The 25,494-nt window shown below is 71.6% G+C and carries 30 protein-coding genes and 2 tRNA genes; 17 read left to right on the top strand and 15 right to left on the bottom strand.

Annotation, left to right across the window (positions count from 1 at the left end):
* Positions 1-88: 88 nt before the first annotated feature.
* Positions 89-161 (bottom strand) — tRNA-Arg (locus tag VK923_19820).
* Between the two features lie 224 nt (positions 162-385).
* On the opposite strand from VK923_19820, the gene VK923_19815 reads away from it, so the two are divergent.
* Both VK923_19815 and VK923_19810 read left to right on the top strand, forming a co-directional pair.
* Entirely contained in the window at positions 386-1,948 is a 1,563-nt protein-coding gene (locus VK923_19815) for a CHAD domain-containing protein (protein HSJ46927.1), read from the top strand.
* The gene (locus VK923_19810) at positions 1,945-2,709 is read left to right on the top strand and encodes a ParA family protein (protein ID HSJ46926.1); all 765 of its coding nucleotides are present in this window, start codon (positions 1,945-1,947) and stop codon (positions 2,707-2,709) included. Before VK923_19815 ends, VK923_19810 begins: the two co-directional genes overlap by 4 nt.
* A 77-nt stretch (positions 2,710-2,786) precedes the next feature.
* Here VK923_19810 and VK923_19805 read toward each other — a convergent pair whose 3' ends face one another.
* Together VK923_19805 and VK923_19800 are read right to left on the bottom strand one after the other, a co-directional pair.
* Complete coding sequence (locus tag VK923_19805) at positions 2,787-2,978, bottom strand: hypothetical protein (GenBank protein ID HSJ46925.1); 192 nt, start codon at positions 2,976-2,978, stop codon at positions 2,787-2,789.
* A complete protein-coding gene (locus tag VK923_19800; protein HSJ46924.1) occupies positions 2,978-4,519 on the bottom strand; it encodes a PspC domain-containing protein in 1,542 nt (513 codons plus the stop codon). Before VK923_19800 ends, VK923_19805 begins: the two co-directional genes overlap by 1 nt.
* Positions 4,520-4,632: 113 nt before the next feature.
* Between VK923_19800 and VK923_19795 the strand changes: the two genes are divergently transcribed.
* Together VK923_19795 and VK923_19790 are read left to right on the top strand one after the other, a co-directional pair.
* Positions 4,633-5,886 carry a PspC domain-containing protein gene (locus VK923_19795; protein ID HSJ46923.1) on the top strand — a complete coding sequence of 418 codons (1,254 nt, stop codon included), beginning with the start codon at positions 4,633-4,635 and terminating at the stop codon, positions 5,884-5,886.
* Complete coding sequence (locus tag VK923_19790) at positions 5,883-6,515, top strand: response regulator transcription factor (protein ID HSJ46922.1); 633 nt, start codon at positions 5,883-5,885, stop codon at positions 6,513-6,515. Before VK923_19795 ends, VK923_19790 begins: the two co-directional genes overlap by 4 nt.
* Before the next feature lie 160 nt (positions 6,516-6,675).
* Here VK923_19790 and VK923_19785 read toward each other — a convergent pair whose 3' ends face one another.
* From VK923_19785 to VK923_19775, 3 genes are all read right to left on the bottom strand, one after another.
* Complete coding sequence (locus VK923_19785) at positions 6,676-7,338, bottom strand: Type 1 glutamine amidotransferase-like domain-containing protein (protein HSJ46921.1); 663 nt, start codon at positions 7,336-7,338, stop codon at positions 6,676-6,678.
* Positions 7,335-7,898 (bottom strand): 5-(carboxyamino)imidazole ribonucleotide mutase, encoded by a 564-nt coding sequence (purE, locus tag VK923_19780; protein ID HSJ46920.1) that lies wholly within the window; start codon positions 7,896-7,898, stop codon positions 7,335-7,337. The genes VK923_19785 and purE overlap by 4 nt, the downstream gene beginning before the upstream one ends.
* A 106-nt stretch (positions 7,899-8,004) precedes the next feature.
* A complete protein-coding gene (locus tag VK923_19775; protein HSJ46919.1) occupies positions 8,005-9,162 on the bottom strand; it encodes a 5-(carboxyamino)imidazole ribonucleotide synthase in 1,158 nt (385 codons plus the stop codon).
* Between the two features lie 75 nt (positions 9,163-9,237).
* Between VK923_19775 and VK923_19770 the strand changes: the two genes are divergently transcribed.
* From VK923_19770 to VK923_19760, 3 genes are all read left to right on the top strand, one after another.
* Complete coding sequence (locus VK923_19770; GenBank protein HSJ46918.1) at positions 9,238-10,635, top strand: TldD/PmbA family protein; 1,398 nt, start codon at positions 9,238-9,240, stop codon at positions 10,633-10,635.
* Between the two features lie 208 nt (positions 10,636-10,843).
* Complete coding sequence (locus tag VK923_19765) at positions 10,844-12,214, top strand: TldD/PmbA family protein (GenBank protein ID HSJ46917.1); 1,371 nt, start codon at positions 10,844-10,846, stop codon at positions 12,212-12,214.
* 181 nt (positions 12,215-12,395) lie between these two features.
* The gene (locus VK923_19760; GenBank protein HSJ46916.1) at positions 12,396-13,211 is read left to right on the top strand and encodes a fumarylacetoacetate hydrolase family protein; all 816 of its coding nucleotides are present in this window, start codon (positions 12,396-12,398) and stop codon (positions 13,209-13,211) included.
* 26 nt (positions 13,212-13,237) lie between these two features.
* Here VK923_19760 and VK923_19755 read toward each other — a convergent pair whose 3' ends face one another.
* The 5 genes from VK923_19755 to VK923_19735 form a co-directional block, all read right to left on the bottom strand.
* The gene (locus tag VK923_19755; protein ID HSJ46915.1) at positions 13,238-14,125 is read right to left on the bottom strand and encodes an undecaprenyl-diphosphate phosphatase; all 888 of its coding nucleotides are present in this window, start codon (positions 14,123-14,125) and stop codon (positions 13,238-13,240) included.
* Between the two features lie 183 nt (positions 14,126-14,308).
* A complete protein-coding gene (locus VK923_19750; protein ID HSJ46914.1) occupies positions 14,309-15,091 on the bottom strand; it encodes a hypothetical protein in 783 nt (260 codons plus the stop codon).
* A 129-nt stretch (positions 15,092-15,220) separates the two neighbouring features.
* Entirely contained in the window at positions 15,221-16,024 is an 804-nt protein-coding gene (locus tag VK923_19745) for an S-methyl-5'-thioadenosine phosphorylase (protein HSJ46913.1), read from the bottom strand.
* Position 16,025: 1 nt separating this feature from the next.
* Positions 16,026-16,349, bottom strand: coding sequence for an FmdB family zinc ribbon protein (locus tag VK923_19740; protein ID HSJ46912.1), 324 nt, complete (start codon positions 16,347-16,349; stop codon positions 16,026-16,028).
* A gap of 46 nt (positions 16,350-16,395) precedes the next feature.
* The gene (locus tag VK923_19735; GenBank protein HSJ46911.1) at positions 16,396-17,004 is read right to left on the bottom strand and encodes a 5-formyltetrahydrofolate cyclo-ligase; all 609 of its coding nucleotides are present in this window, start codon (positions 17,002-17,004) and stop codon (positions 16,396-16,398) included.
* 174 nt (positions 17,005-17,178) lie between these two features.
* Here VK923_19735 and VK923_19730 point away from each other — a divergent pair, with 174 nt between their 5' ends.
* From VK923_19730 to VK923_19685, 10 genes are all read left to right on the top strand, one after another.
* The gene (locus VK923_19730; protein HSJ46910.1) at positions 17,179-17,364 is read left to right on the top strand and encodes a hypothetical protein; all 186 of its coding nucleotides are present in this window, start codon (positions 17,179-17,181) and stop codon (positions 17,362-17,364) included.
* A 93-nt stretch (positions 17,365-17,457) separates the two neighbouring features.
* Positions 17,458-17,595, top strand: coding sequence for a hypothetical protein (locus VK923_19725; GenBank protein HSJ46909.1), 138 nt, complete (start codon positions 17,458-17,460; stop codon positions 17,593-17,595).
* A gap of 203 nt (positions 17,596-17,798) precedes the next feature.
* Positions 17,799-18,674: a UTP--glucose-1-phosphate uridylyltransferase GalU gene (gene galU, locus VK923_19720; GenBank protein ID HSJ46908.1), complete on the top strand. Its 876-nt coding sequence runs from the start codon at positions 17,799-17,801 to the stop codon at positions 18,672-18,674.
* Positions 18,668-20,143: a gephyrin-like molybdotransferase Glp gene (gene glp, locus VK923_19715; GenBank protein ID HSJ46907.1), complete on the top strand. Its 1,476-nt coding sequence runs from the start codon at positions 18,668-18,670 to the stop codon at positions 20,141-20,143. The genes galU and glp overlap by 7 nt, the downstream gene beginning before the upstream one ends.
* A complete protein-coding gene (gene moaC, locus VK923_19710) occupies positions 20,140-20,676 on the top strand; it encodes a cyclic pyranopterin monophosphate synthase MoaC (GenBank protein HSJ46906.1) in 537 nt (178 codons plus the stop codon). The genes glp and moaC overlap by 4 nt, the downstream gene beginning before the upstream one ends.
* Positions 20,669-21,157, top strand: a complete 489-nt coding sequence (locus VK923_19705) for a MogA/MoaB family molybdenum cofactor biosynthesis protein (GenBank protein HSJ46905.1) — start codon at positions 20,669-20,671, stop codon at positions 21,155-21,157. The genes moaC and VK923_19705 overlap by 8 nt, the downstream gene beginning before the upstream one ends.
* Positions 21,158-21,186: 29 nt before the next feature.
* Positions 21,187-21,771 carry a hypothetical protein gene (locus VK923_19700; GenBank protein HSJ46904.1) on the top strand — a complete coding sequence of 195 codons (585 nt, stop codon included), beginning with the start codon at positions 21,187-21,189 and terminating at the stop codon, positions 21,769-21,771.
* A gap of 63 nt (positions 21,772-21,834) precedes the next feature.
* Positions 21,835-22,479 (top strand): hypothetical protein, encoded by a 645-nt coding sequence (locus tag VK923_19695; GenBank protein HSJ46903.1) that lies wholly within the window; start codon positions 21,835-21,837, stop codon positions 22,477-22,479.
* Positions 22,480-22,546: 67 nt separating this feature from the next.
* Positions 22,547-22,619 (top strand) — tRNA-Ala (locus VK923_19690).
* A 44-nt stretch (positions 22,620-22,663) separates the two neighbouring features.
* Entirely contained in the window at positions 22,664-23,311 is a 648-nt protein-coding gene (locus VK923_19685) for a DUF3105 domain-containing protein (protein HSJ46902.1), read from the top strand.
* 61 nt (positions 23,312-23,372) lie between these two features.
* On the opposite strand, the gene VK923_19680 is transcribed toward VK923_19685, so the two are convergent.
* The 4 genes from VK923_19680 to VK923_19665 form a co-directional block, all read right to left on the bottom strand.
* Positions 23,373-23,720, bottom strand: coding sequence for a hypothetical protein (locus VK923_19680; protein ID HSJ46901.1), 348 nt, complete (start codon positions 23,718-23,720; stop codon positions 23,373-23,375).
* A complete protein-coding gene (locus VK923_19675) occupies positions 23,702-24,352 on the bottom strand; it encodes a hypothetical protein (protein ID HSJ46900.1) in 651 nt (216 codons plus the stop codon). Before VK923_19675 ends, VK923_19680 begins: the two co-directional genes overlap by 19 nt.
* Positions 24,292-24,882 carry a hypothetical protein gene (locus VK923_19670; protein ID HSJ46899.1) on the bottom strand — a complete coding sequence of 197 codons (591 nt, stop codon included), beginning with the start codon at positions 24,880-24,882 and terminating at the stop codon, positions 24,292-24,294. Before VK923_19670 ends, VK923_19675 begins: the two co-directional genes overlap by 61 nt.
* 114 nt (positions 24,883-24,996) lie before the next feature.
* The coding region (locus VK923_19665) for an IS5 family transposase (GenBank protein HSJ46898.1) at positions 24,997-25,494 on the bottom strand (498 nt) is incomplete at its 5' end.

The following is a 25,494-nucleotide window of genomic DNA, read 5'->3' as shown; positions in this document are numbered from 1 at the left end:
CTGCGAGGCATACGACGGCAATGGTTGGCAGATGACGGAGGGGGGTGAATCCACCGTCTGACCAGCGGAGAATGCCGGTCTGACAGGGTGCCCCCGGCAGGAATCGAACCTGCGACTCCCGACTTAGGAGGTCGGAGCTCTATCCACTGAGCTACGAGGGCGTCGCCCGTCAGCGTAGGCGATCGCCATGTCGTTGGCTGTGCGTCCCTCCTCGCGTCGATGATCTCGCCACTCCGACGTGGTGCGCTGATCGTCGAAACACAATCCGGTGGTCGACGCCGTGACGTGACATGTGGTCAACTACAATGAGTCTCTGTGAGCTTGCGATCATCAGCTCATGGGTCGTGGCGTGCTGAAAGTGAGACACCCGAACGTGCGAACTGCGATGCGCGTGCTGCGAGGGGTCGATACGACGTCGGTCGGCCTGCGCGAGTCGCTGGTCGACGGTATCGGGCTGCGTCGCGACGGTCGCGAGACAGTCGAGCGTCGGCTGCTCGACTCCTTCGACTGGCGTGTGTGGGATGCCGGCGCCGTGCTCGAGTACGACATCACCCCCGAGGCCGCATGGCTCGCCTGGCGCCGTCGAGCCACCCCTGAGGAGCCGGCGCGGGTGCTCGGCCGCCAGGCAAGCCCGAAGACACCCTTGACGGTTGCCGATCTTCGCGCTGGTCCCGTCACCAGGCTGCTCGCATCGGTGCTCGAGGTCCGCGCGCTGCTGCCCCGCGCAATGATGAGGGTCGAGCGGGAACGCTTCAGCCTCCGCGACAACGAGGACAAGACCGTGGCACGTGCGACGATCGAGCACGTCACGGTGACCGGGCCCGGCGACATGGACGACAAGGACCTCGGATGGCGTGTCGTCGTCACGGGTGTGCGGGGGTACGACGGCGCGCTGAGGGGCCTGGTCGAGAGGCTGGGAGACGCACCTGGTCTCGTCGCCGGGCGCGATGACGTCGACCTACTGGTGTTCGAGAGCGCTGGGACGCAGCCGGGCGACTACTCCTCGAAGCTGCGGGTGGCAATCGAGCCGCACGAGCCCACGCTTCAGGCGTTCACCACCATCTGCTCCACCCTGCTCGACACGATCGCGGTCAATGAGCACGGGGTTCGCGAGGACATCGACCCCGAGTTCCTCCACGACTTCCGGGTGGCGATCCGGCGTACGCGCTCGATGGTGAGCCAGGCGGCGGACGTGATCCCCGATACGGCGCGTGCCCTCTACGGCGGCACCTTCAAATGGCTCGCCGGGGAGACGAGCGAACTGCGGGATCTCGACGTGTACCTGCTCGGACTCGACGATCTCGCAACCCAGCTGCCCGTGGACCACCGAGCCGATCTCGAACCGCTCCGGGACCTGCTCGTCGACCTCCGGCGGGACGCGCACGCGCGGGTCGTTGCCGCGCTCGACTCGCAGCGCTATCGCGAGCTGTTGGACACGTGGCGTGCGTTCCTCGACGCTCCGGAAGGCGGCGAGGCTGCATCCTCCCCCGTCAGGCGGACCGCCGGCGAGCGCATCTGGGGGGCGTACCGCAGCATCGTCAAGCACGGCCGTGGCATCGACGACGCCTCGCCGGCTGACGCCCTCCACGACCTCCGCAAACGAGCCAAGAAGCTTCGATACCTGCTCGAGGCGTACAGGTCGCTGTACCCCAGGGGCGACATGAGGTCGCTCGTGGCCCAGCTCGTGAAGCTGCAGGACAACCTTGGCACATTCCAGGATTGTGATGTGCAGATCCGCAGCCTGCGGCGGTTCGCGGAGCTGCTCGACGGACGTCACGGCACCACCGGACCGACCGTGCTGGCCATGGGGCTGCTCTCGAGCCAGCTGGTGCAGCACCAGCAGCAGGCGCGTGCCGAGTTCCACGAGCGCTTCGCGCGCTTCGATCGCCGGAGGAACCGGCAGCGCTTCCGCCGGCTCTTCGAGCCGATCGCGGAGCCCGTCTCATGAGGGTTCTCGCCGCGTACAGCCTCAAGGGCGGTGTCGGAAAGACCGCGGCCGCGGTCAGCCTCGCGTACCTCGCCGCCCGCGATGGCACGCCCACGCTCGTGTGGGACCTCGATCCTCAGGGCGCGGCGAGCTACAGCTTTCGGACCAGGCCCAGGGTCAAGGGCGGGGTCAAGGCACTCGTGACGGGCACGCGCGATCTGGATGCCGTCATCAAGGGCACCGACTACCCGTCGCTCGACCTTGTGCCGGCCGACTTCTCCAACCGCTACCTGGATCTCGTGCTCGACGCGGTGAAGAAGCCGACCCGCCGCATTCGGCGCGCACTGCTCGAGCTTGGCGACGAGTACGAGTGGGTGATCCTCGACTGCCCGCCGGGCATCTCGCTCGTGGCAGAGATCATCGTCGGGGTGTCCGACGTGCTGCTCGTGCCGGTCATCCCAACGCCGCTGTCGCTACGGATGCTCGAGCAGCTGGGCACGCTCACAGACGGTGCCGGGGGCACCGATGCGCTCGTGCTGCCGTTCTTCTCGATGGTTGACCGGAGGAAGCGTCTCCACCGCGAGATCGTGGAGAACCTGCCGGGCGAACGTCCTGAGCTGCTTCGTGCGGCGATCCCGTCGTCGACGGACGTCGAGATGATGAGCGTCCGGCGCGAACCGGTCGTCGCGTACGCACCCCGCAGCGCCGCGACCGCCGCCTACACCGCGCTGTGGGCAGAGATCCTGACACGGGTCGGCGGGATCACAACCCCGACCCGATGACGACCGCGCTCGCGTGGACGTGCGCGGCGCGCGGTGTCGTCACCAGCGACGAGTGCGTGCGCACGCAGCGGAGCGACTCAGCTGTCGTCCGGGCGACGCCGGACGCCGACCAGCACCGCGATGCCCGCAGCGACCAGCAGCAACGGCCAGGCGCGCAGCACGACCAGCCAGTCCAGCACGCTCGCCCCGCCCAGCAGGTGCACACCGCCGATGGCGACGAAGAGCAGGCCGGCGATCAGTGAGAGCACGTCGAGTCGATGTGGTTGCATCAGTTGACCTCCGCGGACGGCTCCTGCTTGATGTCGGGGCCCGTCGACGCGCGATGAACCTCGACCTCGCCCATGACCGTCGACAGGTCCAGCGTGATGGTCGGGCTGCCCTCCTCGCCGGGCTCGGACACCGAGGTGCTCGCATCCGTGCCATCGCTGGTGCGGTCGAGCAGGTCGACCGCACCGAGCCGCGCGGTCGCCTCGGCCTCCACGCTGACGTCGTCGGGGACGATCACCTGCAGCGAGCCGACCGACATCGACGCATCGACCGCGATGTCCTGCCCGGGCTGCAGCTCGAGCGCCGTCAGGTCGATCTGCATCTCGCCGAAGCCGAGCCGGTACGGGTCCTGAAGCTGCGCGACGGTCTCGGGCCGGTACGTCCGCTGACCGACACCGCCCTCGATGCCGCCGCTGGGCAGCTGTGCCGTCACCGACGACATGGTCAGCACGAGCACCGTCACGCCGCCGAGAGCGATGAGCCCGCGCGCACCCCCCCACCGTGCGCCGACCAGCAGGCCGGCACCGATCACCGTGAGGGCCAGCGCCGCGTAGCTTGCGACGGCGACGTCGACACCCGTGAGGGTGTCGAGCAGGGCGGTGGCGCCGATGAGGATCAGCGCGGCGGCCACAGTCACGCGCCCGAGCACGGACGGCGGTGTGGGCAGCTCACCAGGCGTATATGGGGTCGGCCGCCACCCGTCGTCAGCCGTCGGAGGCGGCGGGGGGAGGGGCGGGTCGGCGGCTGGCGACGTGACGGACGACTGCACGTTCGTCGACGGCGGGGCGGTGACCACTCCGCCCGACGCGGACGACGGCGCCGCAGGCGCGGGTGCCTGCGGCGCCTGTGACCACATCGAGGTGGTCGACCGGTCGCCCGGTCCCGACGACGGGGGGTCGTCGTCGTCGGACTCGTCGGCCTGGCGGAACAGCAGCACGCCGATGCCGATCAGCAGTGCGGCCCAGATCAGCCCGCCGCCGCCGATGGTGTCCGCCACCACGAGCAGCGCGACGAATAGCAGGATCAGCCCGCCCGCCGAGCGGCCACCGCCGAGCCTGCGCACCAGGCCCTCGCCGACCGATCGCTGGGTGCCGCGCTCCGGCAGGAACAGCCAGCCGACCAGGTACAGCAGGAAGCCGCTGCCGCCGAACGCGGCGAGGACGATGAACCCGAGGCGGAAGATCGCGGGATCCACGTTGAAGTAGTCGCCCAGTCCGCCGGCGACACCGGCGACGACGCGGTTCGTGCTGCGTCGGTCGAGCGTCCGTGTGCGGTACGGCGGTGGTCGTGCGGCACCCGGTCCGCCCGATGGTGGGTCGTGCGGCGGGGGCGGATCCTGTGGTGGGGGAGCGTCGTGTGGTGTCGACGTGGTGTGGTCGGACGCGGGTTCGTCCTGTGGTTGGGGAGCGTTGTGTGGTGTCGACGTGGCGTCGGCGGGTGGGTGCTTGTCCTGCGGCGGCGGGCCATCCGACGGGGTCGTCGAAGAGGTGGCCTCCGACGCGTCGTCGTCACGCGGCGGCTGGGGCGCGTCTGGGTTGGTCATGGCACAGATGATGCGGCGGCATCACGCGCGGGACCATCGGGGAATGCCCTGGGGTCCGCCGGGCCGGTGACGCCGGCCTCAGGGGGGTCACCCATGGGCTGAGGCACACGCGCGTGCGACGATGGGTCCACGACGACCGCCGCACAGGACCAGACGACATCGCGACGCAGACCGAACCGACCGGCGCGCGCCGAAGCGCGGGGTTCTGGCGCAGCCAGGACCAGCGCGTCGTCGCCGGCGTGGCCGGAGGCCTGGCGGAGCGCTTCGGTGTCGATCCTGTCTACATCCGCGCCTGCTTCGTCGCGCTCACGGCGGCCGGCGGCGTGGGCATCTTCGCCTACCTGCTGCTGTGGACCGCCGCCGACCAGAAGCGCCCGCCCGACGCCATGGTGCGACCGCCCCGCACGTTGCGCGACCTCGGCACGCTGTGCATCCTGCTCGGGGTCATGCTGGTGTTGCGCACCATCGGCTTCTGGCTCGGTGACGGCGTCGTGTGGCCGGTCGCCCTGGTCGCGCTGGGCAGCAGCATCATCTGGTCGCGCAGCGACGACAACCAGGCCTGGAACCGACTCGCCACCGCCGCCACCAACGCCGAGTCGCCGGGCCGCTCGGCGCTTCTGCGCCTCGCCGCGGGCGGCGTGCTGGTCGTCGCGGGCGTCGCGCTGTTCCTGGTGGGCAGCGACGCGATCACGTCGAGCGGCGGGGCCATCATCGCCGTCGTCATCACCGGGCTGGGCGTCGGCCTGATCCTCGGCCCGTGGATGGTCCGCCAGGCGCAGCAGCTGACCGAGGAGCGGCGTGAACGGATCCGGTCGCAGGAGCGCGCCGAGGTGGCCGCCCACCTCCACGACTCGGTGCTGCAGACCCTGGCGATGATCCAGCGCAGCGACTCGCCGCGACGCATGGTCAGCCTCGCCCGCAGCCAGGAGCGCGAGCTGCGCGCCTGGCTGTACGGTGCCGACGACCAGCAGGCCGAGCGGCTGCAGCCGATGTTCGAGGACGTCGCGGCGCGCATCGAGCAGCGCTACGACCTGCCGATCGAGCTCGTCGTCGTGGGTGACATGCTGGTCGACGACCAGGTGCGCGCGTTGGCCGCGGCATCCTACGAGGCGCTGCAGAACGCCGCTCAGCACTCCGGTTCCGACAGGGTGTCGATGTACGTCGAGGTGGAGCCCGAGCACGTGACGGTGTTCGTCCGCGACGAGGGCAAGGGCTTCGACCCGCAGACCATCACCGGCGACCGGCGCGGCATCGCCGAGTCGATCGTCGGCCGTATGTCCCGCCACGACGGTGGGGCGACCATCCGTAGCGAGGCCGGGTCGGGCACCGAGATCGAGCTGCAACTGCCACGGGAGTCTTCACGATGATCCGCGTCTTCCTCGTCGATGACCACCGCCTGTTCCTGTCGGGGGTCAAGTCGGAGCTGCGCGTCGGGTTCGAGGTCGTCGGTACCGCCAGCGACGTCGACACGGCGATCGCGGGCATCCGTCGCACCCGTCCGGACGTCGTGTTGCTCGACGTGCACATGCCGGGCGGTGGTGGACGCACCGTGATCGAGGCGATCGCCAAGGAGCGCCCCGACACGCAGTTTCTGGCACTGAGCGTGTCCGACGCCGCCGAGGACGTCATCGCGATCGTCCGTGCGGGCGCCCGCGGCTACGTGACCAAGTCGATCTCGCCCGCCGAGCTCACCGACGCCATCCGCCGGGTCCACGAGGGCGACGCCGTGTTCTCACCGCGCCTGGCCGGGTTCGTGCTCGACGCGTTCGCCAGCGACGCGATCCAGCCCGTCGATCCCGAGCTGGACCAGCTGACGACGCGGGAGCGTGAGGTGCTGCGCCACATCGCGCGGGGGTTCACCTACAAGGTGATCGCCCAGCGGCTGCACATCTCGGTCAAGACCGTCGAGACGCACGTGTCGGCGGTGCTGCGCAAGTTGCAGCTGTCGAACCGCCACGAGCTGACGCGCTGGGCCACGGACCGCCGCCTGGTCTGACCGGCTGCGGCCCGACGGCAGCGTCGGTGACCTCCCGTCAGCCGCGCACTGTCCACGATCTGAGGTCACGCGGCGCTGGGCGGTGGGCTGTGTCCCCTTCGGTCGAGCGCTGGATGTGGGGACACTGGGTGCGCTAGTGTCGGATGTGTCTCAGGGACCGTCAGGCGTGCGGGATCGTCGCGGGCTCGCTGTCTGCGCTGAAGCGCCAGCAGGCGTCGGCGCCGAACGCCAGCGGACCATCGTGCCCGTACAGCACACCCGAGCAGGCCGGGATCCCCAGGATGCTGACCCAGCCGTTGATCTGCGCGGTCACCTCGTCGACGACGCTGCGGCGCTCCTCGCTGTAGTGCGGCAGCACCAGCACGTCGGGCACCGCGCCAAGGCCGGTGTGGACCTGCATGTCCGTGCCGGGCACCAGCATGAGCTCGCCGAGCACCATCGCGCCCGCACTCGCGCCGACAACGGTGCCACCGCCGGCGAGATGCGCACGCAGCGCACCGCCGATCGCCGTGCCGACGACGCGCTTGCGGATGCGGGCAGGCGAGCCGCCGGGGATGACGACGATCGTCGCGTCGAGGATCGCCCGGACGGCACCGTCGAGCGATAAGCTCGGCTCGGGCGTGACGATGATGTCGCCGACGCCGAGGTCACGCAGGTAGTCTGCGCCGTTGTGCGCCGCCGTGCGGTACTCGGCGCCGGCGGCGCACGCAAGCGGAGCGATGGCGACCACGCCCACTGGCACGCGGGCCAGCCACCCCTCATCCATCTCGCGGCACTCGGGGTGGAACTCGTTGCCGCCCTGCAGGCAGATCGCACCCGTCACGGCGGTGGCCCGGCGGTCGCCGGGTGGCGGTCGCGGACCCGCTCGTCCGCCTCGCCCGACCTGGAGCGCAGCTCCACGCGGTGGGCGTCGAGCGCGTCGGCGAGCGCCGGGTCGGCCAGCGCCAGCATGCGGCACGCGAGCAGCGCCGCGTTCTCGGCGTTGCCGATCGCGACCGTCGCGACGGGGACGCCACGTGGCATCTGCACGATCGACAGCAGCGAGTCCAGCCCGTCGAGCCGCCGCAGCGGCACCGGCACTCCGATGACGGGCAGGCGGGTCACGCTCGCCAGCATGCCGGGCAGGTGGGCCGCGCCGCCGGCGCCGGCGATGATCACCTGCACGCCCCGATCAGCAGCCGACGCGCCGTACGCCAGCATGTCGTCCGGGCGCCGGTGGGCCGACAGCACGCGGACCTCACGCGACACGCCGAACCGGTCGAGGACGTCAACGGCGGCCTGCATGCACTCGAGGTCGGAGTCGCTACCCATCACGACGGCCACGGCGGGGGTGCCGTCACCGGCGGGGGCGGCGGGGGTGTCGTCGGGCGACACCTGCGTCATGATCGTCCTCTCTGCGCACCACGGTTCGGACGCGGCGGGGTCTGACGCGTCGCTGGACCGGGTGCACCACGCTGAAGCGTTACCCACTTCGTCGCAAGGCTGCGCCTCACCCCCGCGCATCGACCGGTTGCCCGGCGAGGGCGGCAGCTGCCGCGTGCGCGCGGGCGCGGGCAGTGGCAAGGTCGTGCGCGGTGGCGGTCACGTGCCCGAGCTTGCGCTCCGGGCGCGGCGCCTTGCCGTACAGGTGCAGGTGCACGTCCGGCACGGCGAGGGCGTCCGCAAGGCGCGCCTGCGGCCACGATCCCATCGCGTCGCCGACCACGTTGACGCTGCACACCGCCGGGGCGGTCGCCTCCATGCTCCCCAGAGGCAGGCCGAGGACCGCGCGCAGGTGGTTCTCGAACTGCGACGTCATCGCGCCGTCGATCGTCCAGTGCCCCGAGTTGTGGGGCCGCGTGGCGATCTCGTTGATCAGCAGGTCGGAGGCGTCCCAGATCAGCTCGACCGCGCAGATGCCGACGACGTCGACCAGGTCGACGACCGCCGCGGCGAGCTCGATCGCGTCACGCTGCACGTCGGCCGGCACGCGCGCGGGGACGATCAGCTCGCGCAGCATGCCATCGCGTTGGACCGTCTCGACCGCGGGTGCGGCGGTGTGGCGCCCGTCGGGTCCGCGGGCGACGACCACCGCGACCTCGCGCTCGATGGCCACCGCGTGCTCGACGAGGACCTCGGCGCCCTCGACCGCGGCCTCGTCCCAGACCTGCGCGAGCGCAGTGGCGTCATTGACCGACCACACCCCGCGGCCGTCGTAGCCACCCAGCGGGCGCTTGCATACGACCGGCCAGCCGTGCACCGCGGCGAAGGCCTCTGCGACCGCGAGGTCGGAGGTGACCGTGAACGCGGGTACGGGGAGGCCGGCGTCGGCGAACCTGCGACGCTGATGGGCCTTGTCCTGGGCGAAGCGCAGCGCCTCCGGGCCCGGGTGGACGGACGCCCCCGCCGCGACGAGCGCGGCCAGCGTGGCGGTGTCCACGAGCTCGTGGTCGAGGGTCAGCACGTCGCAGTCCGCGGCGAACCGGCGCAGCGCGTCGGGATCGTCGGCGTCACCGATGTGGGGGTCGGGCATCACGGCGGCGGCGGCGTCGTCCGGCCGGGCCGCCAGCACGCGCAGGTCGACATCGAGCCCGATGGCGGCCTGCCAGCACATCCGCGCCAGCTGGCCGGCACCCACCACACCGACCGTGGGTCGGGGATCGTCCATGGCGCGCCAGGCTAGCGCCGCGTCCGCGGGCGCCGTGCGAGACTGGCCCACCCTAACGTCCGACAGGTGAAGCCCGTGACACCTCCAGTGCTCGACGATGCCGACCTGCACACGATCCTCGCCACGGCCCTGTCCGGTGGCGGGCAGTTCGCCGAGCTGTACGTGGAGCAGCGTCGCAGCCGCTCGGTCAGCGTCGACGACGGACGCGTCGAGGACCTCGTCACCGGCCTGGACCGTGGCGGTGGCGTGCGGGTGATCGCGGACGGCCGGACCGCTTACGCCTTCACGAACCTGCTGACCGGCGACGCGCTGGTCGAGGCGGCGCGGATCGCCGCGGCCGGGGTCAGCGGGTCGCACACGGCCCGGGTCGCGGACCTGCGGACGGTCGAGCCGCCCTACACCCACCCGGCGGCCAAGAACCCCAGCGGCCTGGACGGCTCCGGCATGGCCGACGTCGTCCGGCGCATCGACGCGTCGGCACGGGACGTCGACGGGGCGGTGCGCCAGGTCGGTGCGACCTATGGCGACATCACCCAGGACGTCCTCCTGGTCAACTCCGAGGGCCACCGTCACAACGAACGGCGGGTCCGGACCCGGCTGACGGCCCGCGTGGTCGCCTCCCGTGACGACGTCGTACAGACCGGGATCGAGGCACCTGGTGCGGCTGCCGGCCTGGAGCTGCTCGACCGCCATCCGCCCGAGGACGTCGGACGGCGCGCGGCCGAACGCGCCGTGCTGATGCTGGACTCCCGGCCGGCACCCGCCGGCGAGATGACCGTCGTGCTCGCCCCCGGCAGTGGTGGCGTCCTGTTCCACGAGGCCTGTGGGCACGGCATGGAGGCCGACATCGTCGCCAAGGGCGCCAGCGTGTACCGCGGTCGCCAGGGAGAGCAGATCGGCTCCGAGCTGATCTCCGGCGTCGACGACGCGACGGTCGCCAACGCGTGGGGCAGCTACGGCTTCGACGACGAGGGTACCCCCGCCCAGCGCACGGTGCTGTTCGACCGCGGCGTGTGCACCGACTACCTGACCGACCGGTTGCGGGCCGACGAGCTCGGCCTGCCGCGCAGTGGCAACGCGCGCCGGCAGTCCTACGCGCATCTGCCGATCCCGCGGATGACGAACACCTACATCTTGCCTGGCGACGACGACCCCGACGAGATCGCCCGATCCGTCCAGCGCGGCCTGTTCTGCGAGCAGCTCGGTGGTGGGCAGGTCGACCCGGCGTCCGGTGACTTCGTGTTCGGCGTCGCGGTCGGCTGGCTGATCGAGGACGGCCAGCTGACCTATCCGGTTCGGGGCGCGAACCTGGTCGGCGACGGACCGTCGATCCTCGCGCGGATCGAGGCGGTGGGCACCGACTTCGAGGTACGCGAGGGGATCTGCGGCAAGGACGGTCAGGGCGTCCCCGCCGGCCTGGGCAACCCGACGGTGCGCATCGGGCGCATCACGGTGGGAGGGACGGCGGCGTGATGCTCGACGTGATGGCCCCGTCCGTGGGTGTGTCCCTGGATCTTCGACCGACCCACCACGGGCCGGGGCCACCACGCCTCACAGTTCGGGATTGGGGCCCTGTCCGTGGTATGTCCCCGGATCTTCGTTCCGACCCACCTTCAAGGTCGTCCACCTCGACACCCCACCGCTCGATGGATCCGTCAAGCGTTCTCCGTGGAGGTCGAAGATGAGTGCTCAAGAGCTCCTGGGGCTGTTGGATCGGGTCGTCGGGCGTGCGCGGGCCGGCGAGGGCGTCGAGGCCTTCGGGCTGGATCAGACCGAGACCACCGTCAAGGCACACGGCGGCGAGGTCGAGTCGCTGTCCAGCGCGCGGCGGCGGGGGATCGGCATCCGGGTCGTGCGCGACCAGCGGGTCGGCTACTGCTTCACCGTCGACCTGACCGACGAAGCGCTCGACGCCGCGCTCGACGAGGCCCGTGACAACGCCACCGTAGGCAGTCCCGACGAGGGCAACGTCATGCCCGCGCCGCAGCCCGTGGCGGATCTCGACCCGGCGCAGCTGTTTGACGCCCGCGTCGACGACGTCACGCCACAGCAGAAGGTCGATGCCGCCATCGCGCTGGAGGACGCCGCCCGCGTAGGCGCCGACGTCACCGGCACCGATACGGCTCAGTACGGCGATAGCGTGCGTACAGCCGCGATCGCATCAAGCACCGGGGTGCGCTCGAGCTACGTGCGCAGCGACGCCTTCGTACTGGTCGAAGCGCTCGCCGGCCGGAACGGCTCGACGACCAGCGCGTACGGGCTGTCGATCGGACGCAGCCTGGCTGAGCTCGACATCGAGGGCGCCGCGGCCGAGGCGGTCTCGCGGGCGACCCGCCTGCTGGGTGGCACGTCGCCATCGAGCGCGCGGGTGCCGGTCGTGTTCGACCCCTTCGTCACGGCCTCATTCCTCGGCCTGGTGGCCGGTGGGCTGACCGCCGAGGCCGTCCAGCGCGGCCGCAGCCTGTTCGCGGGCAAGGTCGGCGAGCAGCTCGCGCCCGAGGGTGTCGACCTGATCGACGACGGCACTCTGGCCGACGGTCCCGCGGCGGCGCCCTGGGACGGGGAGGGCACGCCGACACAGCGGACCGGGCTGCTCGACGACGGGGTGTTGCAGGGCTACCTGCACAACGTCGCGAGCGCGACGCGTGACCACACCACCAGCACCGGCAACGCCAGCCGCGCCAGCTACAGCGCACCGCCGGGGCTGAGCCCGACGAACTTCTACGTCCGGCCCGGCATGACCCCGCCGTCGGAGCTGATCGCCGGCGTCGATCTCGGCTTCTACTGCCAGCAGGTCATGGGGCTGCACTCGGGGGCGAACCCGATCTCCGGCGACTTCAGCGTTGGGGCGGCCGGCGTGATGATCCGTGGTGGCGAGTTCGCCGAGGCGGTCCGCGAAGCGACGATCGCGGGCTCGATCCCGCAGATGCTCGCCCAGATCGTGACCGTTGGCAGCGACCTGCGCTTCCTGCCGTTCGGTGGTGCGATGGGCGGGACGACCCTGCTGGTCGATGGCATGACGCTGGCGGGGGGCGCATCGGCCGACGGGTGAGGTGACGCCGCCGGTGGGAGCCCGACCGGCAGATGGTCGGGGTGAGGGACGTGTGCGCGCAGCGCTGGAGGCAGTTGGCATGGGGCGGCCGCAGTGAGGGACATGTGCGCGCAGCGCTGGAGGCAGTGGGCATGGGGCGCCGCAGTGAGGGACACGTGTGCGCAGCGCGGAAGGCAGCGACATGAGGCTGGCGACGATCCGGACCGGTGATGGGACAACCCGCGCGGCGCGGCTGGACGGGGACAGGCTGATCCCGCTCGACGCACCGGACGCCGTGCAGGCCCTCTCGACGGGCGCCACGGACGGCGATGCCGGGCGGGCGGTGGCCTTCGACGTCGCCGACCTGGCACCCGTCGTGCCGCGGCCACCCAAGATCATCTGCCTCGGGCTGAACTACGAGACCCACATCGCCGAGATGGGGCGCAAGCTGCCCGAGCATCCGACGTGCTTCGCGAAGTTCGCGATCGCGTTGACCGGTCCCCGTGACGACATCGTCCTGCCGGCTGTCTCGTCCCAGGTCGACTACGAGGCGGAGCTGGCCGTCGTCATCGGCCGGCCCGCGCGGAACGTCGAGGCCCACGACGCGAAGGCCTTCATCGGTGGCTACACGATCCTGAACGACGTGTCGATGCGCGACTACCAGTTCCGCACCATGCAGTGGCTCCAGGGCAAGACGTTCGAGCGGTCGACTCCGCTGGGTCCCGTGCTCGTCACCGGTGACGAGATCGACGATGCCCGGGACCTCGCGATCAACTGCTGGGTCGACGACGACGAGCGCCAGGCGGCGCGGACCAGCGACCTGGTGTTCCCGCCGAACGACATCGTGGCCTACCTCAGCCGCATCATGACGCTCGAGCCGGGCGACGTGATCTCCACAGGGACCCCCGGTGGGGTTGGCGCCGGCAGCGACCCGCCCCGGTTCCTCGCGGCGGGCCAGGTGCTGCGTACCCGCATCGAGGGGATCGGAGAGCTGCGCAACACGATCGTCGCCGGGTGAGCTGATCCGACGACCGTCCGCCTGTATCAGACACCGCCGGCCAGGGCCAGCAGGCTGATGCCGCCGACCGCGAAGCAGTACCAGGCGAAGACCGTGAGACGGTCGCGCGCCACCAGCGCCAGCAGCCAGCGGATCGCCAGGTAGCCCGACACGAACGCGGCGGCGATGCCCGCGAGGATCGCCGGCGCACCGAACGTGCCGTTGCCCGCCGCCAGGTCGGGCAGGCTGACGACGGTCGCGCCGACCAGCGCGGGCAGGGCGAGCAGGAACGAGAACCGGGTGGCGGCCGGACGGGTCAGTCCGGCGCTCATCCCGGCCGCGATCGTCGTGCCCGACCGCGACACACCCGGGAACAGCGCCACGCACTGGCCGAACCCGATCACGAGCGCCTGGCGCACGCCGACCTGGTCCAACGTGAGGCCCTCCTGGTCGCCGGCGTCGTAGCCGACCGCGACCTGCTCGGGGTCGGGGTTGGTCGTCGGCGCGCTGATCCCACCCCGTCGGCTGCGTGCCGCCTCGCCGAGCAGCAGCAGCACACCGGTCAACAGCAGGAATCCCGCCGCGGCGGCGGGTGCGTCGAAGGCGGCCTCGAACACGTCGCGCAGGGCCAGGCCGACGATCGCGATCGGGATCGTCGCGAGCGCCAGGAGCGTGGCCAGTCGCCGGTGGTAGCGCACGAAGGCCGGGTCGCCCGCCCCCACGATCGCGGCGAGCATGTACGCCAGGTCCGTTCGGAAGTACAGCAGCACCGCGCCGAACGTGCCCAGGTGAAGCGCCACGTCGAAGGCGATGCCCGGCGTCTCGACGCCGAGGAAGTGCGACACCAGGACGAGGTGCCCGCTCGACGAGACCGGGATGAACTCCGTCAGCCCCTGCACGATGCCGAGCAGCACGGCCTGGAACAGGTCGACCATGGTCGACATCGGTCCTTGATCGTCGGGGACGGAGGGGTCGGCGCCGGTGTGGCGACACCCGAGCTTAGTCCAGGCGGCGCCCTGAGCCGCCACCATCCGGGGGGCCTCGTTCGCCGCACGAGATCGTCTGCGCGGACGTGGTCGGCTGCGCGTCCTCGCGTGGCGCCCCCTATCCGGCCGGCATCACGGCGGGGCCTGGGTCAGCAACACGTCGCCGGAGGCGAGCCCGGCGACCGTGGCGGCCACCTCACCGGCGGCGAGGCCGATCAGCGCGACGGGATCCTCGTCGTCGGCCGCCGCCACGGCAAGCACCGACCGGCCGCTGGCGACTCGCCGGGACTGACCGGTTCCGTCGGTCAGCACCCACACGTCGACCTTGGCGCCGGCGGCGATGTCGAGCCCCGGTGGGACGGGCAGCGGCACGACCCGCAGGCCGGGATCCAGGCCGACCGCCGGTCCGCGCGGCGAGACGTGCGCCCGGGTCAGGACCGCCCCCTCTGGCAGCGCGAGCGTGAGGCGTGCGTCGTCGGCGATGCGCTGCGGTGCGTCGGGCGGGACCATCGCGGGCGGCAGTGAGACGACCCGCAGCTCCGGATGGTCACCGACGTGCGCATGCTCGACGGCAACCAGGGCACGGCGCGCCGGTCCGCTCCACCGCTGTTGCGCGTGCGCGACGCGCCACTGGTCGAGCGCGAGCAGGCTGCAGACGGCGAGCGCGATGGTCAGCAGCCGAAGCCGCGGCGGCAGCCGCCACCAGCGCTCGCTGCACCGGTCCAGCGCCGCCGGCAGCGCCGGGGGCGGTCCGTGCAGTGGGCGGGTCAGTCGTGACAGCGGCGGCATGGCCGGCAGCGTGCCAGCACCAGCCGGTGCGCGTCGTGCCGCCAGGTCGTCCACCTGTGGAAAGCGGCGTAGACACTCGTGCAGGCCCAAGGTGGTCCAGCGGGCCGGGAGGAGGATGTAGCGCATGTCGGGGTGGTGAGCGCATGTCGGTCAATGCGCGAACTGTGCTCACCACCCCGAAGTTCGTGTCCAAAGGTGGTGTAGCGAAGTTCGGGGTGGGGGCGCGGTTCGGGGTGGGCGCTGGGCGGGGGGCGGTCAGAACTGGGCGCCCTCGAGGGCGTGCAGCGCCGGGCGGTCCGGGGACAGGGGCAGGCGCGGCACCATCGCGAACAGCAGGTCGCGCAGCCGGTCGTTGTTCTGCGCGAAGACCTCGACGACTCGGTCCTTGCTCACCGGCGGCACCGACGGGTCGTCCTCCAGGCCGACGTCGTAGTCGGTGATGAGCGAGATGTTGACGGCGGCCATTTGCAGCTCCCGTGCCAACGCCACCTCGGGGTACTGGGTCATGTTGATGACTTCCCAGCCCATCGACGAGTAGAAGCGCGACTCGGCGCGCGTCGAGAACCGCGGGCCCTCGATCACGACGATCGTGCCGCGCTCGTGAACCGGGATGTCCAGTTCCCGGGCACAGGTGATCGCGACCTGGCGCAGTTCCTCGTCGTAGGGGTCGGCCAGCGAGATGTGCGTCGTGCGGGGTCCGTCGTAGTAGGTGTCGATCCGGTGACGCGTCCGGTCAAGGACCTGGTCGGCGATCACAAAGTGGCCGGGCATGACGTGGGACTGCAGGCTGCCGGCGGCGCAGGGCAGGATGACGTCGGTCGCGCCGAGCTCCGACAGCGCCCACAGGTTGGCGCGGTAGTTGACCCGGTGGGGCGGTACCTCGTGGTCGCGGCCGTGTCGTGGTAGGAAGCCAACCACGCGACCCCCGATGTCGCCGATGACGACGGGTGCCGAGGGCTGGCCGTGTGGCGTGTTGGCCGTGATCTCGTGCGCATCGTCGATCAGCTCGTACAAGCCCGATCCGCCGACGATGCCGACCGCGATCTGGTCCGCCGCCACGTCAGGCGCTCTTGGCGTCGCTGGACGACGCGCTGCCGGCGGTCTCGGACGACGAGGGCGAACCGCTGCGCGTCGCGTCCCTCGATCCGGACGCTGCCCCATCGGACCTGTCGCCCGTCGACGTGGACACCTCCGACCGGCTGCGGTCGCTGCGCGTGTCGGTCACGTAGTAGCCGGAGCCCTTGAAGATGATCCCCGCGGCGCTGAAGACCTTGCGCAGCGTGCCGCCACAGTGGTCGCAGGTCTCGAGGGGGTCGTCGGTGAACGACTGCACGACCTCGAGGTTCCGGCCGCAGTCGCGGCACGCGTACTCGTACGTTGGCATGGAGTGTGCTCCCGGCGCGGTCTTCCCCCGCGCCAGTATGGCGGTATCAGGCGGAGTCGTCCGGCGCCGAAGCGACGATGGTCTCCGCCTCGGTCACGATGACGTCCACCGGTACGTCGCGCGGCGTCGTAGGCACGGCGTCGACGACCTGCGTCGCGAAGGCCACGGCGATGACCGGGGTCCCCGGCCGCAGCCGCGGCAGCAGCCGGTCGTAGAAGCCACCGCCGTAGCCCAGGCGCCGTCCCCCGGCGTCGAAGGCCACGCCCGGGGCGATCACGACGTCGATCCGGGCGACCCGCGCGGGCCGCCGGCCGTCCGGGTCGGGTTCACGGATGCCCATGCGCGCTGGCACGAGGTCGTGGTCGAGGTCGGTGACGCGGACCGTCTCGAGCACCGGCGGCGCCATGCTGGCAATGTAGGGCAGGAACACGCCGACCCCGTGGCCGATCCGGTCCTGCAGCAGCGGGTCGAGCTCGACCTCCGTGCCGAACGAGGCGAACCCCAGCAGGGTGCGCGCACCCGTCACGGCATCGAGAGCGAGGAGGCGGTCGCGGATGACCGCACTCGCCCGTGCCCGCTCGTCGGTCGGCAGGGCCTCGCGCCGCGCGAGCACCTCCCGCCGGATCCGGGCCTTCTCCTCTCGCACCAGGTTCACTTCTCGCATCTATCTGACTACCCAATGTGTTGATCACGGGATGCTTGCGACACGGCAACGGTGCAGCCACGGACGACCATCCCGCATGCCGGCAGCGTAGCGGTGCCACTCGGCGACGAGGTGACGTGCAGGCCATGACGCTGCGAAGGCGGCGCGGCCTCGTTCGTGGTGGTCGTGGTCGTGCTGCCGCTGCTCGCCGGCGCGCTGCCCGTGCAGCGCAGGGCCCCGACCGCCGCCACCGACGCCCACGCCCAGGTCGACGATGCGCTCGTCGACGCGCTCGCCGCCCACGAGACGACGACGACCCGCCTGGCCGTCCAGGCGCACATCCTGGCGACCGCAGCGCCGCCGAGCAGGTGACCTCCGACCGCCCCGGGCCGCGCCTCGCTGGCTGTGCTGGTAGCTCGACGACCCCGGGCCATCCGGCGCGTGGACTCGCGGTCCTGGTGCGGCGTGACCGCACGCCGCTGGCCGCGGCCGTCGCCGACGACGCTGTCGACGTCCGCCCACCCGGCACACGGCACGAGCGTCGACGAGCCGCTGCGGCGCGCCAACGCGGCGCTGTACACCGCTAAGTCGGCCCCGGCATGACCGCGGTGTGAACGCCGACGACGTGGCCACGACGTGCGCGTGCCCCGGGCACAGCGGGACCGCAGGGTCGTGGCTGACCGACGGCGCGAGCGCCGGCGGGGCGCGCCGGGCATCCGGACCGCTGCGAGCCCGTACACTCAGTGGGTCAGAGCACCTGGCCGTGGCAGGCACGGTCAGGCGTCGAGGCACAACGAGGTAACAGCGTGCGAGCACGCAAGGCGGTCATCCCCGCAGCGGGGTTGGGCACCCGATTCCTGCCCGCCACCAAGTCACAACCCAAGGAGATGCTGCCGCTGGTCGACCGACCGGCGATGCAGTACATCGTAGAGGAGGCCGTGACGGCCGCACTCGACGACCTGCTGATCGTCACGGGGCGTGGCAAGCGGTCCCTGGAGGACCACTTCGACCGCGACGAGCAGCTCGAGGCGATCCTGACCGCGGAGGGCAAGGACGACCTGCTCGACGCGATCCGCCAGCCGGCGCAGCTGGCGCGCGTGCACTACGTGCGGCAGGGACGGGCGCTCGGCCTGGGCCACGCGGTCGGCTGCGCGCGCCAGCACGTGGGCGGCGAGCCGTTCGCGGTCTTGCTCGGTGACGACGTCCTCGGTGACCACGGGCAGCTGCTGGGACGCATGGCGGAGCTGAACGCGACGTCGGAGCGCACCGTGGTGGCGGTCATGGAGTTCGACGACGACCAGCTCCACAAGTACGGCGTCATCGCCGGCGAGCCCGATCCCAGTGAGCCCGACGTCTACCACGTGACCGACATGGTCGAGAAGCCGGGGCCGACCAACGCGCCGTCGAACCTGTGCATCATCGGCCGCTACGTGCTGACACCGGACATCTTCGATCACATCGACACCGTACGGCCGGGCCAGGGTGGTGAGATCCAGTTGACCGACGCCATGCGGGCGCAGGCGCTCGATAAGCCGATCCGCGCCATCCGCTACACCGGTCCGCGCTACGACGTCGGCACCAAGTCCGACTGGCTGCGCGCCACGGTCCGCCTCGCGGTCGACCGGCCCGACCTGGGTCCCGAGTTCCGCGCCTTCCTTCGCGAGATGGTGCACGCATGGTGAGCCAGCCGTCCGGTGAGGCCGCGGACGATCGGGTCGAGGTGGCCGATCGCGATGCCGCGGCGGGGGATCGGGCCACCGGCGCCGACACGGGCGACCACGGGCGCCCCTCGGCCGACCACGGCGGCGCCCCGCCCGTGTCCGACGATGCCGGGGCCCCGCCAACGTCCGACGATGTCGGCGCTCCACCCGCGTCCAGTGGGGCGCCGCAGGTTCAGGCGGGACACGCGCCGCACGACCACCACCATGGGCCGGCCTCCGAGCTCGTCCCGCTGTCGGACCACCTGCAGGGCATCATCGACGCGATCCGTCCGCTGGCGCCGATCCAGCTGTCACTGCTCGACGCGTCCGGCTGCGCGCTTGCGGCCGACGTCGTGGCCCACTCCGACATCCCGCCGTTCGACAACTCGGCGATGGACGGCTACGCCGTGGTCGCCGAGGCCGTCGACGGGTGGCTGCCTATCAGCGGCGAGATCGCCGCCGGCGACGACCCGACCGCTGTGCCGGCGGAGCCCGGCACAGCGGTGCGCATCATGACCGGTGCCGCGGTGCCGGCCGGAGCGAACGCGATCGTGCCGGTCGAGCAGGTCGAGGAGGACGAGGCGCGGATCCGTGTCCTGCGGGCACCCAGGCCGGGCGCGCACATCCGCGCCGCGGGTGAGTCGGTGCGCCGTGGCGAGACCGTCCTGGTCGCTGGCACGGTCCTGGATGCCGCGAGCATCGGCATGCTCGCCGCGCTCGGGCACTCGTACGTCTCGGTCTACCCGCAGCCGCGCATCGTGGTCGTCTCGACGGGCGAGGAGCTCGCCGACCCCGGAACCGAGCGGGCACCGGGTGAGATCTACGATGCCAACAGCTACGTGCTGACGATCCTCGCGCGCGACACCGGCGCCCAGACGGTGCGACGGATGGTTCCCTCGGACGACAGGATCAGGCTGCGCGAGACGATCGAGGAGCTGCTGCCGCACGCCGACGTGCTGGTGACCACCGGCGGGGTGAGCGCCGGCCGGTACGACCTGGTCAAGGTCGTGCTCGCCGAGCTCGGCGATGTGAGGTTCACCAAGGTGGGCATGCGGCCCGGGATGCCCCAGGCGTTCGGCTTCGTCGAGGCCGACCCCGACCGGTTCATCCCGTGCTTCGGCCTGCCTGGCAACCCGGTCAGCGCGTACGTCAGCTTCGAGGTGTTCGTGCGCCCCACCATCCGGCGGATGCAGGGCCGGCGCGACCTGAGTCGCCCGCGGATCAGCGCGACGCTGGAGGCGCCGCTCGACTCGATCGTCGATAAGGTCGAGTTCACGCGGGTCAGGCTGCGGCGCCGTGACGGCGAGTGGCAGGCTCGGCCGACCGGCGACCAGGGCAGTGGGATCCTGCGCTCGATGGTCGAAGCCGACGGACTGGCCGAAGTGCCCGCCGACCGCGATCACCTTGACGTAGGCGAGCGGGTGGTCGTCCACCTGCTGCGCAGCGTGTGACCCCGGTGTCCGAGGAGCGGCTGACCCATCTCGACGCACGCGGGCGCGCCCGGATGGTCGACGTGGGCGCCAAGACGCCGACCGCGCGCGAGGCGACGGCGAGCGCGCGGGTGATCCTGCGCACCGAGACGGCGGACCTGCTCGCGGCGGGCGCCCTGCCGAAGGGTGACGCGCTGGCGGTTGCCCGCGTCGCGGGGATCATGGCCGCCAAGCAGACCCCGGCACTGATCCCTCTGTGTCACACCGTTGCGCTCGCTGCCGTCGAGGTCGACGTCGCGGTGCGCAGCGACCCGCCACGAGCCGAGATCACTGCCACGGTGCGCGCCGCGGACCGCACCGGCGTCGAGATGGAGGCGCTCGTGGCCGCGAGCACCGCCGCGCTCGCGCTGTACGACATGATCAAGGCGGTCGACCGCGGCGCCGTGATCGAGCGTGTGCAGCTCGAGCACAAGGCCGGCGGCGTGCGCGGCGAGTACCGGCGCGACGTCGCGGGGCGGGGCGACGCCGGCGACGCCGGGCCCGCTGATGGCTGACGCGCCGCGCCGGGCCACGGTGATCACGGTGTCGACGCGCGCAGCCGCGGGCGTCTACGAGGACGCGGCAGGCCCCCGGCTCGTCGAGCAGCTCGAGCGCGCGGGGTTCACGGTCGCGCCGGTCGTCGTGGTGCCCGACGGTCGGGGTGTGGTCGCCGACGCGTTGCGCGCGGCACTCGACGACTCCGACGTGATCGTGACCACCGGCGGCACCGGCCTGCACCCGAAGGACGAGACGCCACAGGCCACGGCCGACGTCATCGACCACACGGTCGACGGCATCGCGGAGGCCATGCGTGCGGCCGCGTTGCAGATCACGCTGATGGGGATGCTGTCGCGGGCGATCGCGGGCGTCGCACGACGCACATTGATTGTGAATCTCCCGGGTTCACCGAAAGGTGCGACGGAGAACCTGGCGGTTGTGCTTCCCGTCCTCGGCCACGCCGTGGATCAACTGCATGGTGGCGATCATCCACGTTGATCACGGGCGTTCGGCCTCCCATGTGACAAATGCCTTCATTGGTATTCTCCGCCGCGATGAGCTTCGTCGTCGTCGGCTTGCTGGTCGGGCTGTGGGCCTGGGTGCTGCTACCCGGCCTGCTGCGGGAGCGACGCAATGCCGCTCCGTTGGAGTCCGTCAACCAGTTCGGACGCAGCATGGACACGCTCGCCCAGACCGGCGCGGTGGAGCAGCCGGGCGACACGGCCGGACGGCGCATCCTGGTGCTGGGCGATGCCGAGCGCGTCGTGTCCGCGCGCGCCCGCAGCCGCGCGGAGCTGCGCCGGCGCGCCATGCTTGCCCGCGGCGGATTCGCCCTGGCCGTCGCGACCGTCGCCGGCCTCGTCGTCGGCGGTCCCTGGTGGATCCCCGCCGGCGTCGTCGGTGCCGCCTATGCGGTCTACGCGGGGATGGTCCTGCGCGTCGAGCAGCGCCTCGCACAGCAGCGGGAGATGTTGCATGATCTCGCCAAGGAACGTGAACGTCGCCAACCACCGTCGCCATTCGAAACCGATGTCGATGCGGTCGAACTCGTCGTGGGTGACGCAGGGATCGTCGTCACGGGGTGGCGGAGACAGCAACCCGACGGGCCCTGACCCTATCGAGGAGTCTTGTCACGACCACGGCGAACGTCGCACCATGATGTGGAACGGGAACCCGTGACGACGCTGGACGACATCGCCGAGCATGCGCGGGACGAGCTGGAGACCCAGCACCGCGCGCGCGAGGATGCCTACGCCGCGTCCCGCCGGGTCATCCGCGCCGCAGCGAACGCGATCCGCGCCGTGCACCGCCATGACGACGCCAGCGGCCGGGCCCTGCTCGATGAGGCGGCGGCGTCGCTCGATGTCGTCCGACGGGCCACGGCGCGCCGGTCGCAGCTGACAGGCGCCGGCTTCGTCCTCGACGCCCAGAAGGAGTACGCCGAGGCACGGCTGGTGTACGCCATGCTCGTGACCGTCGACGAATCCCTGCCGGACTCGAGCGAGCTCGGCATCGAGACCGCTGCCTGGCTGAACGGGCTGGCCGAGACGGTGGGCGAGCTGCGCCGCCGCATGCTCGACCTGCTCCGCGCCGGTGACCACGCGGGCGCGGAGCGCACGCTGGCGCTCATGGAGGACGTCATCGCGCTGCTGGTCACCATCGACTTCCCCGACGCCGTCACCGGCGGCCTGCGACGGTCGACCGACATCGCGCGGTCGATCACCGAACGCAGCCGCGGCGACCTGACCACTGCGCTCCAGCTCGACCGGCTCCACCGGGTGCTCGAGCGACATGGCATCATCGAGGACCCGACGTCCTAGGGACCGCGACCGAGAGGCCGCGTGCCGTCGACGCGTGCGACGGAGTGCTAGCATCCACCTCTCGCGCGGGGCTGTAGCTCAGTTGGTAGAGCGCCTCGGTCGCATCGAGGAGGCCAGGGGTTCGATTCCCCTCAGCTCCACGTCCCACCGCGCTGCACGCCGGACCAGCGGTGTCGTGTTCGTCATGTGCCAACTCCGTGTACTCCTCATCACGTTCGCATTGGCTATCGCCGGCTGCGGGCTGGCGCCACCTGCGCCATCCGGGGCGACCGGGCCCACCGGCGGGACACCCAGCCCCGCGATCGGGGCGTCGCGGACACCGGACCCCGCCGCGACGCGCGCCGGGACCGCAGCGCCGTCGCTGTCGTCAGCGGGTGCGACGCGCGCGCCGGTCGCCGCGCCGGCGTGTGGTTCCATCGACCGCCCACCTCTGCAGAGCGGGTCGCACCTCCTCGGAGATCAGACGCCGCCGGTGCCGTACTCGTCCCGTCCGCCAACGTCGGGTTGGCACGCGTCGGGGCACGTCGACGTGGACGTCCGCGACCGGGACGATCCCCTCGGAGAGCCGGCGCAGGTGTCGGTCCTGGAGGCCGGGGGCGTCGTCGTGACCTACGGCACCCTGCCCGACGCGCAGGTCGCTCGACTCGCCCGGCGGGTGCGTGGGCGTCATGACGGCCGCGCCGCGATGACGCCGTACCAGCGACTCGACGATGGCGAGGTGGCGTTCACCGCCTGGGGCGTGATCCAGCGCTGCGAGGGCGTCGACATCGCGGCGCTCGACCGCTTCATCCGACGCTTCGCCGCCGACGGGCCGATCGAACCGCGCCACTGACGTCGTCGACCGCGCCAGGGCTCGATCATGGACGCCGGGACGCGGGGCTCCGGGGATCAGCTCAACGTCGCGCGGCACGGTTCTGCGACGGCAGCCACAGCGACACGTGCAACGGCTGCATGACCTCGCGCACGACGTCCGAGATCTCGGTGCGAAGCGCCAGGAGGTCGTGGCCGGCACGCAGCCGTTGGCCGAACGCCGCGACTGTCCGCACGGCATCGTACCGGCGACGGTAGAAGTGGCGATCGATGAAGCGCTGGACACGCACGCGTGCCGGCCGGAACGCCGCGGCGATCGCGAGGGTCGATGCTGCGACCGCGAGATCGGAGCGGCCGGCCACAGGTTGCAGCAGCGCCTGCAGCGCCGTAACGAGCGACAGGTAGACGAGGGTCAACGCCGACGTGAGCACGCCGTAGACAGTGCGCGGTTGATGATGACGTCGATGTCGTACAGGCGGTGGCGGAGCATCGCGACGCCGATCGCGGGTGGGATCAGCAGGAAGGCCAGCGGCCCCACGATCCTCAGCACCTCGATCCACGGGGGGACTGGCATGTCGGACATCATGTAGGGCAGGTCGGCCAGCATCGTCATGAGGTACACGACGGCTGCCGTGGCGGCAGCGGCAGCGAGCCACTTCAGCTGCAGACGCTGCGCTCCGTGGGCGCGGCGGTAACGCAGCACGAGGCTCGAGGCACAGGCGATGATGCACAGGGGCAGGGCGGTGAGCAGCGCTGAGAAGAGGACCGGTGCGACGGCGCCGACGGCGTCGACGGCGAGCGGGTTGTGCACGGTCGGAAACCCGAAGTCGGCAAACGTGCCGGGGGAGAAGACCACGAGGACCCACAACGCCGCAAGCGTCCAGGCGGACAGCCATGCGATCGATCGCCAGCGGGGCGACGGCAGGTGACCGTCGGGGAAGAGCAGCAGCAGGAAGGTGCCGACGAGCCCGAAGATCGGGATCCACAGCGAAGCTCGGAGCGTCAGCGCGACGGCCGGGCCGGGGAGCGGCGTCGTGAGGCGCAGGCCCGTGTGGGCGTACAATCCCAGGGCCCCGTCCAGCGCCGACAGGCCACCGATCGCGAGCTGATCCAGCCGATCGGGTTGCCGGGCCGTCGCGAGGCGACGACCGCGCCGACGACCGGGAACGGCAGCATCAGCATCGCGGTCCCGAAGCCACTCGCGTCGCCCAGCACAGCGCTCGCCGAGATCGTCGCCGCGGACGTGAACACGATGATGCCCAGGATGGGCAACGCGGCCCTGGATGCTGCCGGAGCGTCGCGGGCCGGTGGCCTTGGCGGTACGTGAGCCTTGTCGATCACCGGACGCAGTGTGCCGCGGAACCGCTCCGGAAACGTTACGGCGCGCCGTGGCGTCCCACGCGCGGCGTCAGACGACGCCTCCGACCAACGTGCCGACGCGACCCACGCGATCGTCGACGGGCGCGACAGGTCCTCGCGCCGGGCCAGGTCCCACAGCGCGAGCGCCACCCACGCGGCCAGCAGCACGAACGGCAGGACGAAGGCGTACAGACCGAACAGCACCGACCAGAACCCGGTGGCGAGCAGCGGCAAATCCGGACACGAGCACCCTCGGTGTGTGGTGGGGGAGCGGGTCGGCGGGCGCCTCGGGCGCCACCGGGCATCTGCGGCTGCGGCGGCGGCGCGGACTAGAGCGTGTCTCCCGAATCACTTGGGGGTCCAGGTGAGCAGGACGGCAAGCAGGATGCCGCCGCGGTAGTTGGTGGCGGTCTTGTCGTAGCGGGTGGCGATGCCGCGCCACTGTTTGAGCTTGTTCCAGTCGCGCTCGACGGTGTTGCGTCGCCGGTAGGCGTCGCCGTTGAACCCGCAGGGACGGCCGCCGCGACGACCGCGGCGGGCGCGGTGGGCCTGTTGGTCGCCGCGTTCGGGGATGGTGTGGGCGATGCCGCGGCGCCGCAGCAGCGCCCGGTTCGCGCGGGAGCTGTACGCCTTGTCGGCCACGACCCGGTCGGGGCGGGTGCGTGGCCGTCCCGCGCCGGCGCGGGGCACCCGAATGCCGGCCAGCACCGCAGCGAACTGGGTGGTGTCGTGGACCTGTCCGGCGGTGACATGGACCGCCAACGTCCGGCAGCGGCCGTCGGCCGCGCCGTGGACCTTGGTCGTCAACCCGCCACGCGACCGGCCCAAGGCATGATCGGGCGGTTC

It is taken from the genome of Euzebyales bacterium (assembly GCA_035461305.1).
GTDB lineage: Bacteria > Actinomycetota > Nitriliruptoria > Euzebyales > JAHELV01 > JAHELV01.
This window is presented reverse-complemented; position numbering and strand designations above follow the sequence as displayed.

Coding starts and splice junctions, on each gene's coding strand:
- VK923_19705 (HSJ46905.1), top strand. CDS start 20,669: ATGGCTGACGCGCCGCGCCGGGCCACGGTGATCACGGTGTCGACGCGC.
- VK923_19760 (HSJ46916.1), top strand. CDS start 12,396: ATGAGGCTGGCGACGATCCGGACCGGTGATGGGACAACCCGCGCGGCG.
- VK923_19815 (HSJ46927.1), top strand. CDS start 386: ATGCGCGTGCTGCGAGGGGTCGATACGACGTCGGTCGGCCTGCGCGAG.
- purE (HSJ46920.1), bottom strand. CDS start 7,898: ATGACGCAGGTGTCGCCCGACGACACCCCCGCCGCCCCCGCCGGTGAC.
- VK923_19765 (HSJ46917.1), top strand. CDS start 10,844: ATGAGTGCTCAAGAGCTCCTGGGGCTGTTGGATCGGGTCGTCGGGCGT.
- VK923_19790 (HSJ46922.1), top strand. CDS start 5,883: ATGATCCGCGTCTTCCTCGTCGATGACCACCGCCTGTTCCTGTCGGGG.
- VK923_19750 (HSJ46914.1), bottom strand. CDS start 15,091: ATGCGCTACATCCTCCTCCCGGCCCGCTGGACCACCTTGGGCCTGCAC.
- VK923_19810 (HSJ46926.1), top strand. CDS start 1,945: ATGAGGGTTCTCGCCGCGTACAGCCTCAAGGGCGGTGTCGGAAAGACC.
- VK923_19775 (HSJ46919.1), bottom strand. CDS start 9,162: ATGGACGATCCCCGACCCACGGTCGGTGTGGTGGGTGCCGGCCAGCTG.
- VK923_19755 (HSJ46915.1), bottom strand. CDS start 14,125: ATGGTCGACCTGTTCCAGGCCGTGCTGCTCGGCATCGTGCAGGGGCTG.
- VK923_19700 (HSJ46904.1), top strand. CDS start 21,187: ATGCCTTCATTGGTATTCTCCGCCGCGATGAGCTTCGTCGTCGTCGGC.
- glp (HSJ46907.1), top strand. CDS start 18,668: ATGGTGAGCCAGCCGTCCGGTGAGGCCGCGGACGATCGGGTCGAGGTG.
- VK923_19685 (HSJ46902.1), top strand. CDS start 22,664: ATGTGCCAACTCCGTGTACTCCTCATCACGTTCGCATTGGCTATCGCC.
- VK923_19805 (HSJ46925.1), bottom strand. CDS start 2,978: ATGCAACCACATCGACTCGACGTGCTCTCACTGATCGCCGGCCTGCTC.
- VK923_19740 (HSJ46912.1), bottom strand. CDS start 16,349: ATGCCAACGTACGAGTACGCGTGCCGCGACTGCGGCCGGAACCTCGAG.
- VK923_19800 (HSJ46924.1), bottom strand. CDS start 4,519: ATGACCAACCCAGACGCGCCCCAGCCGCCGCGTGACGACGACGCGTCG.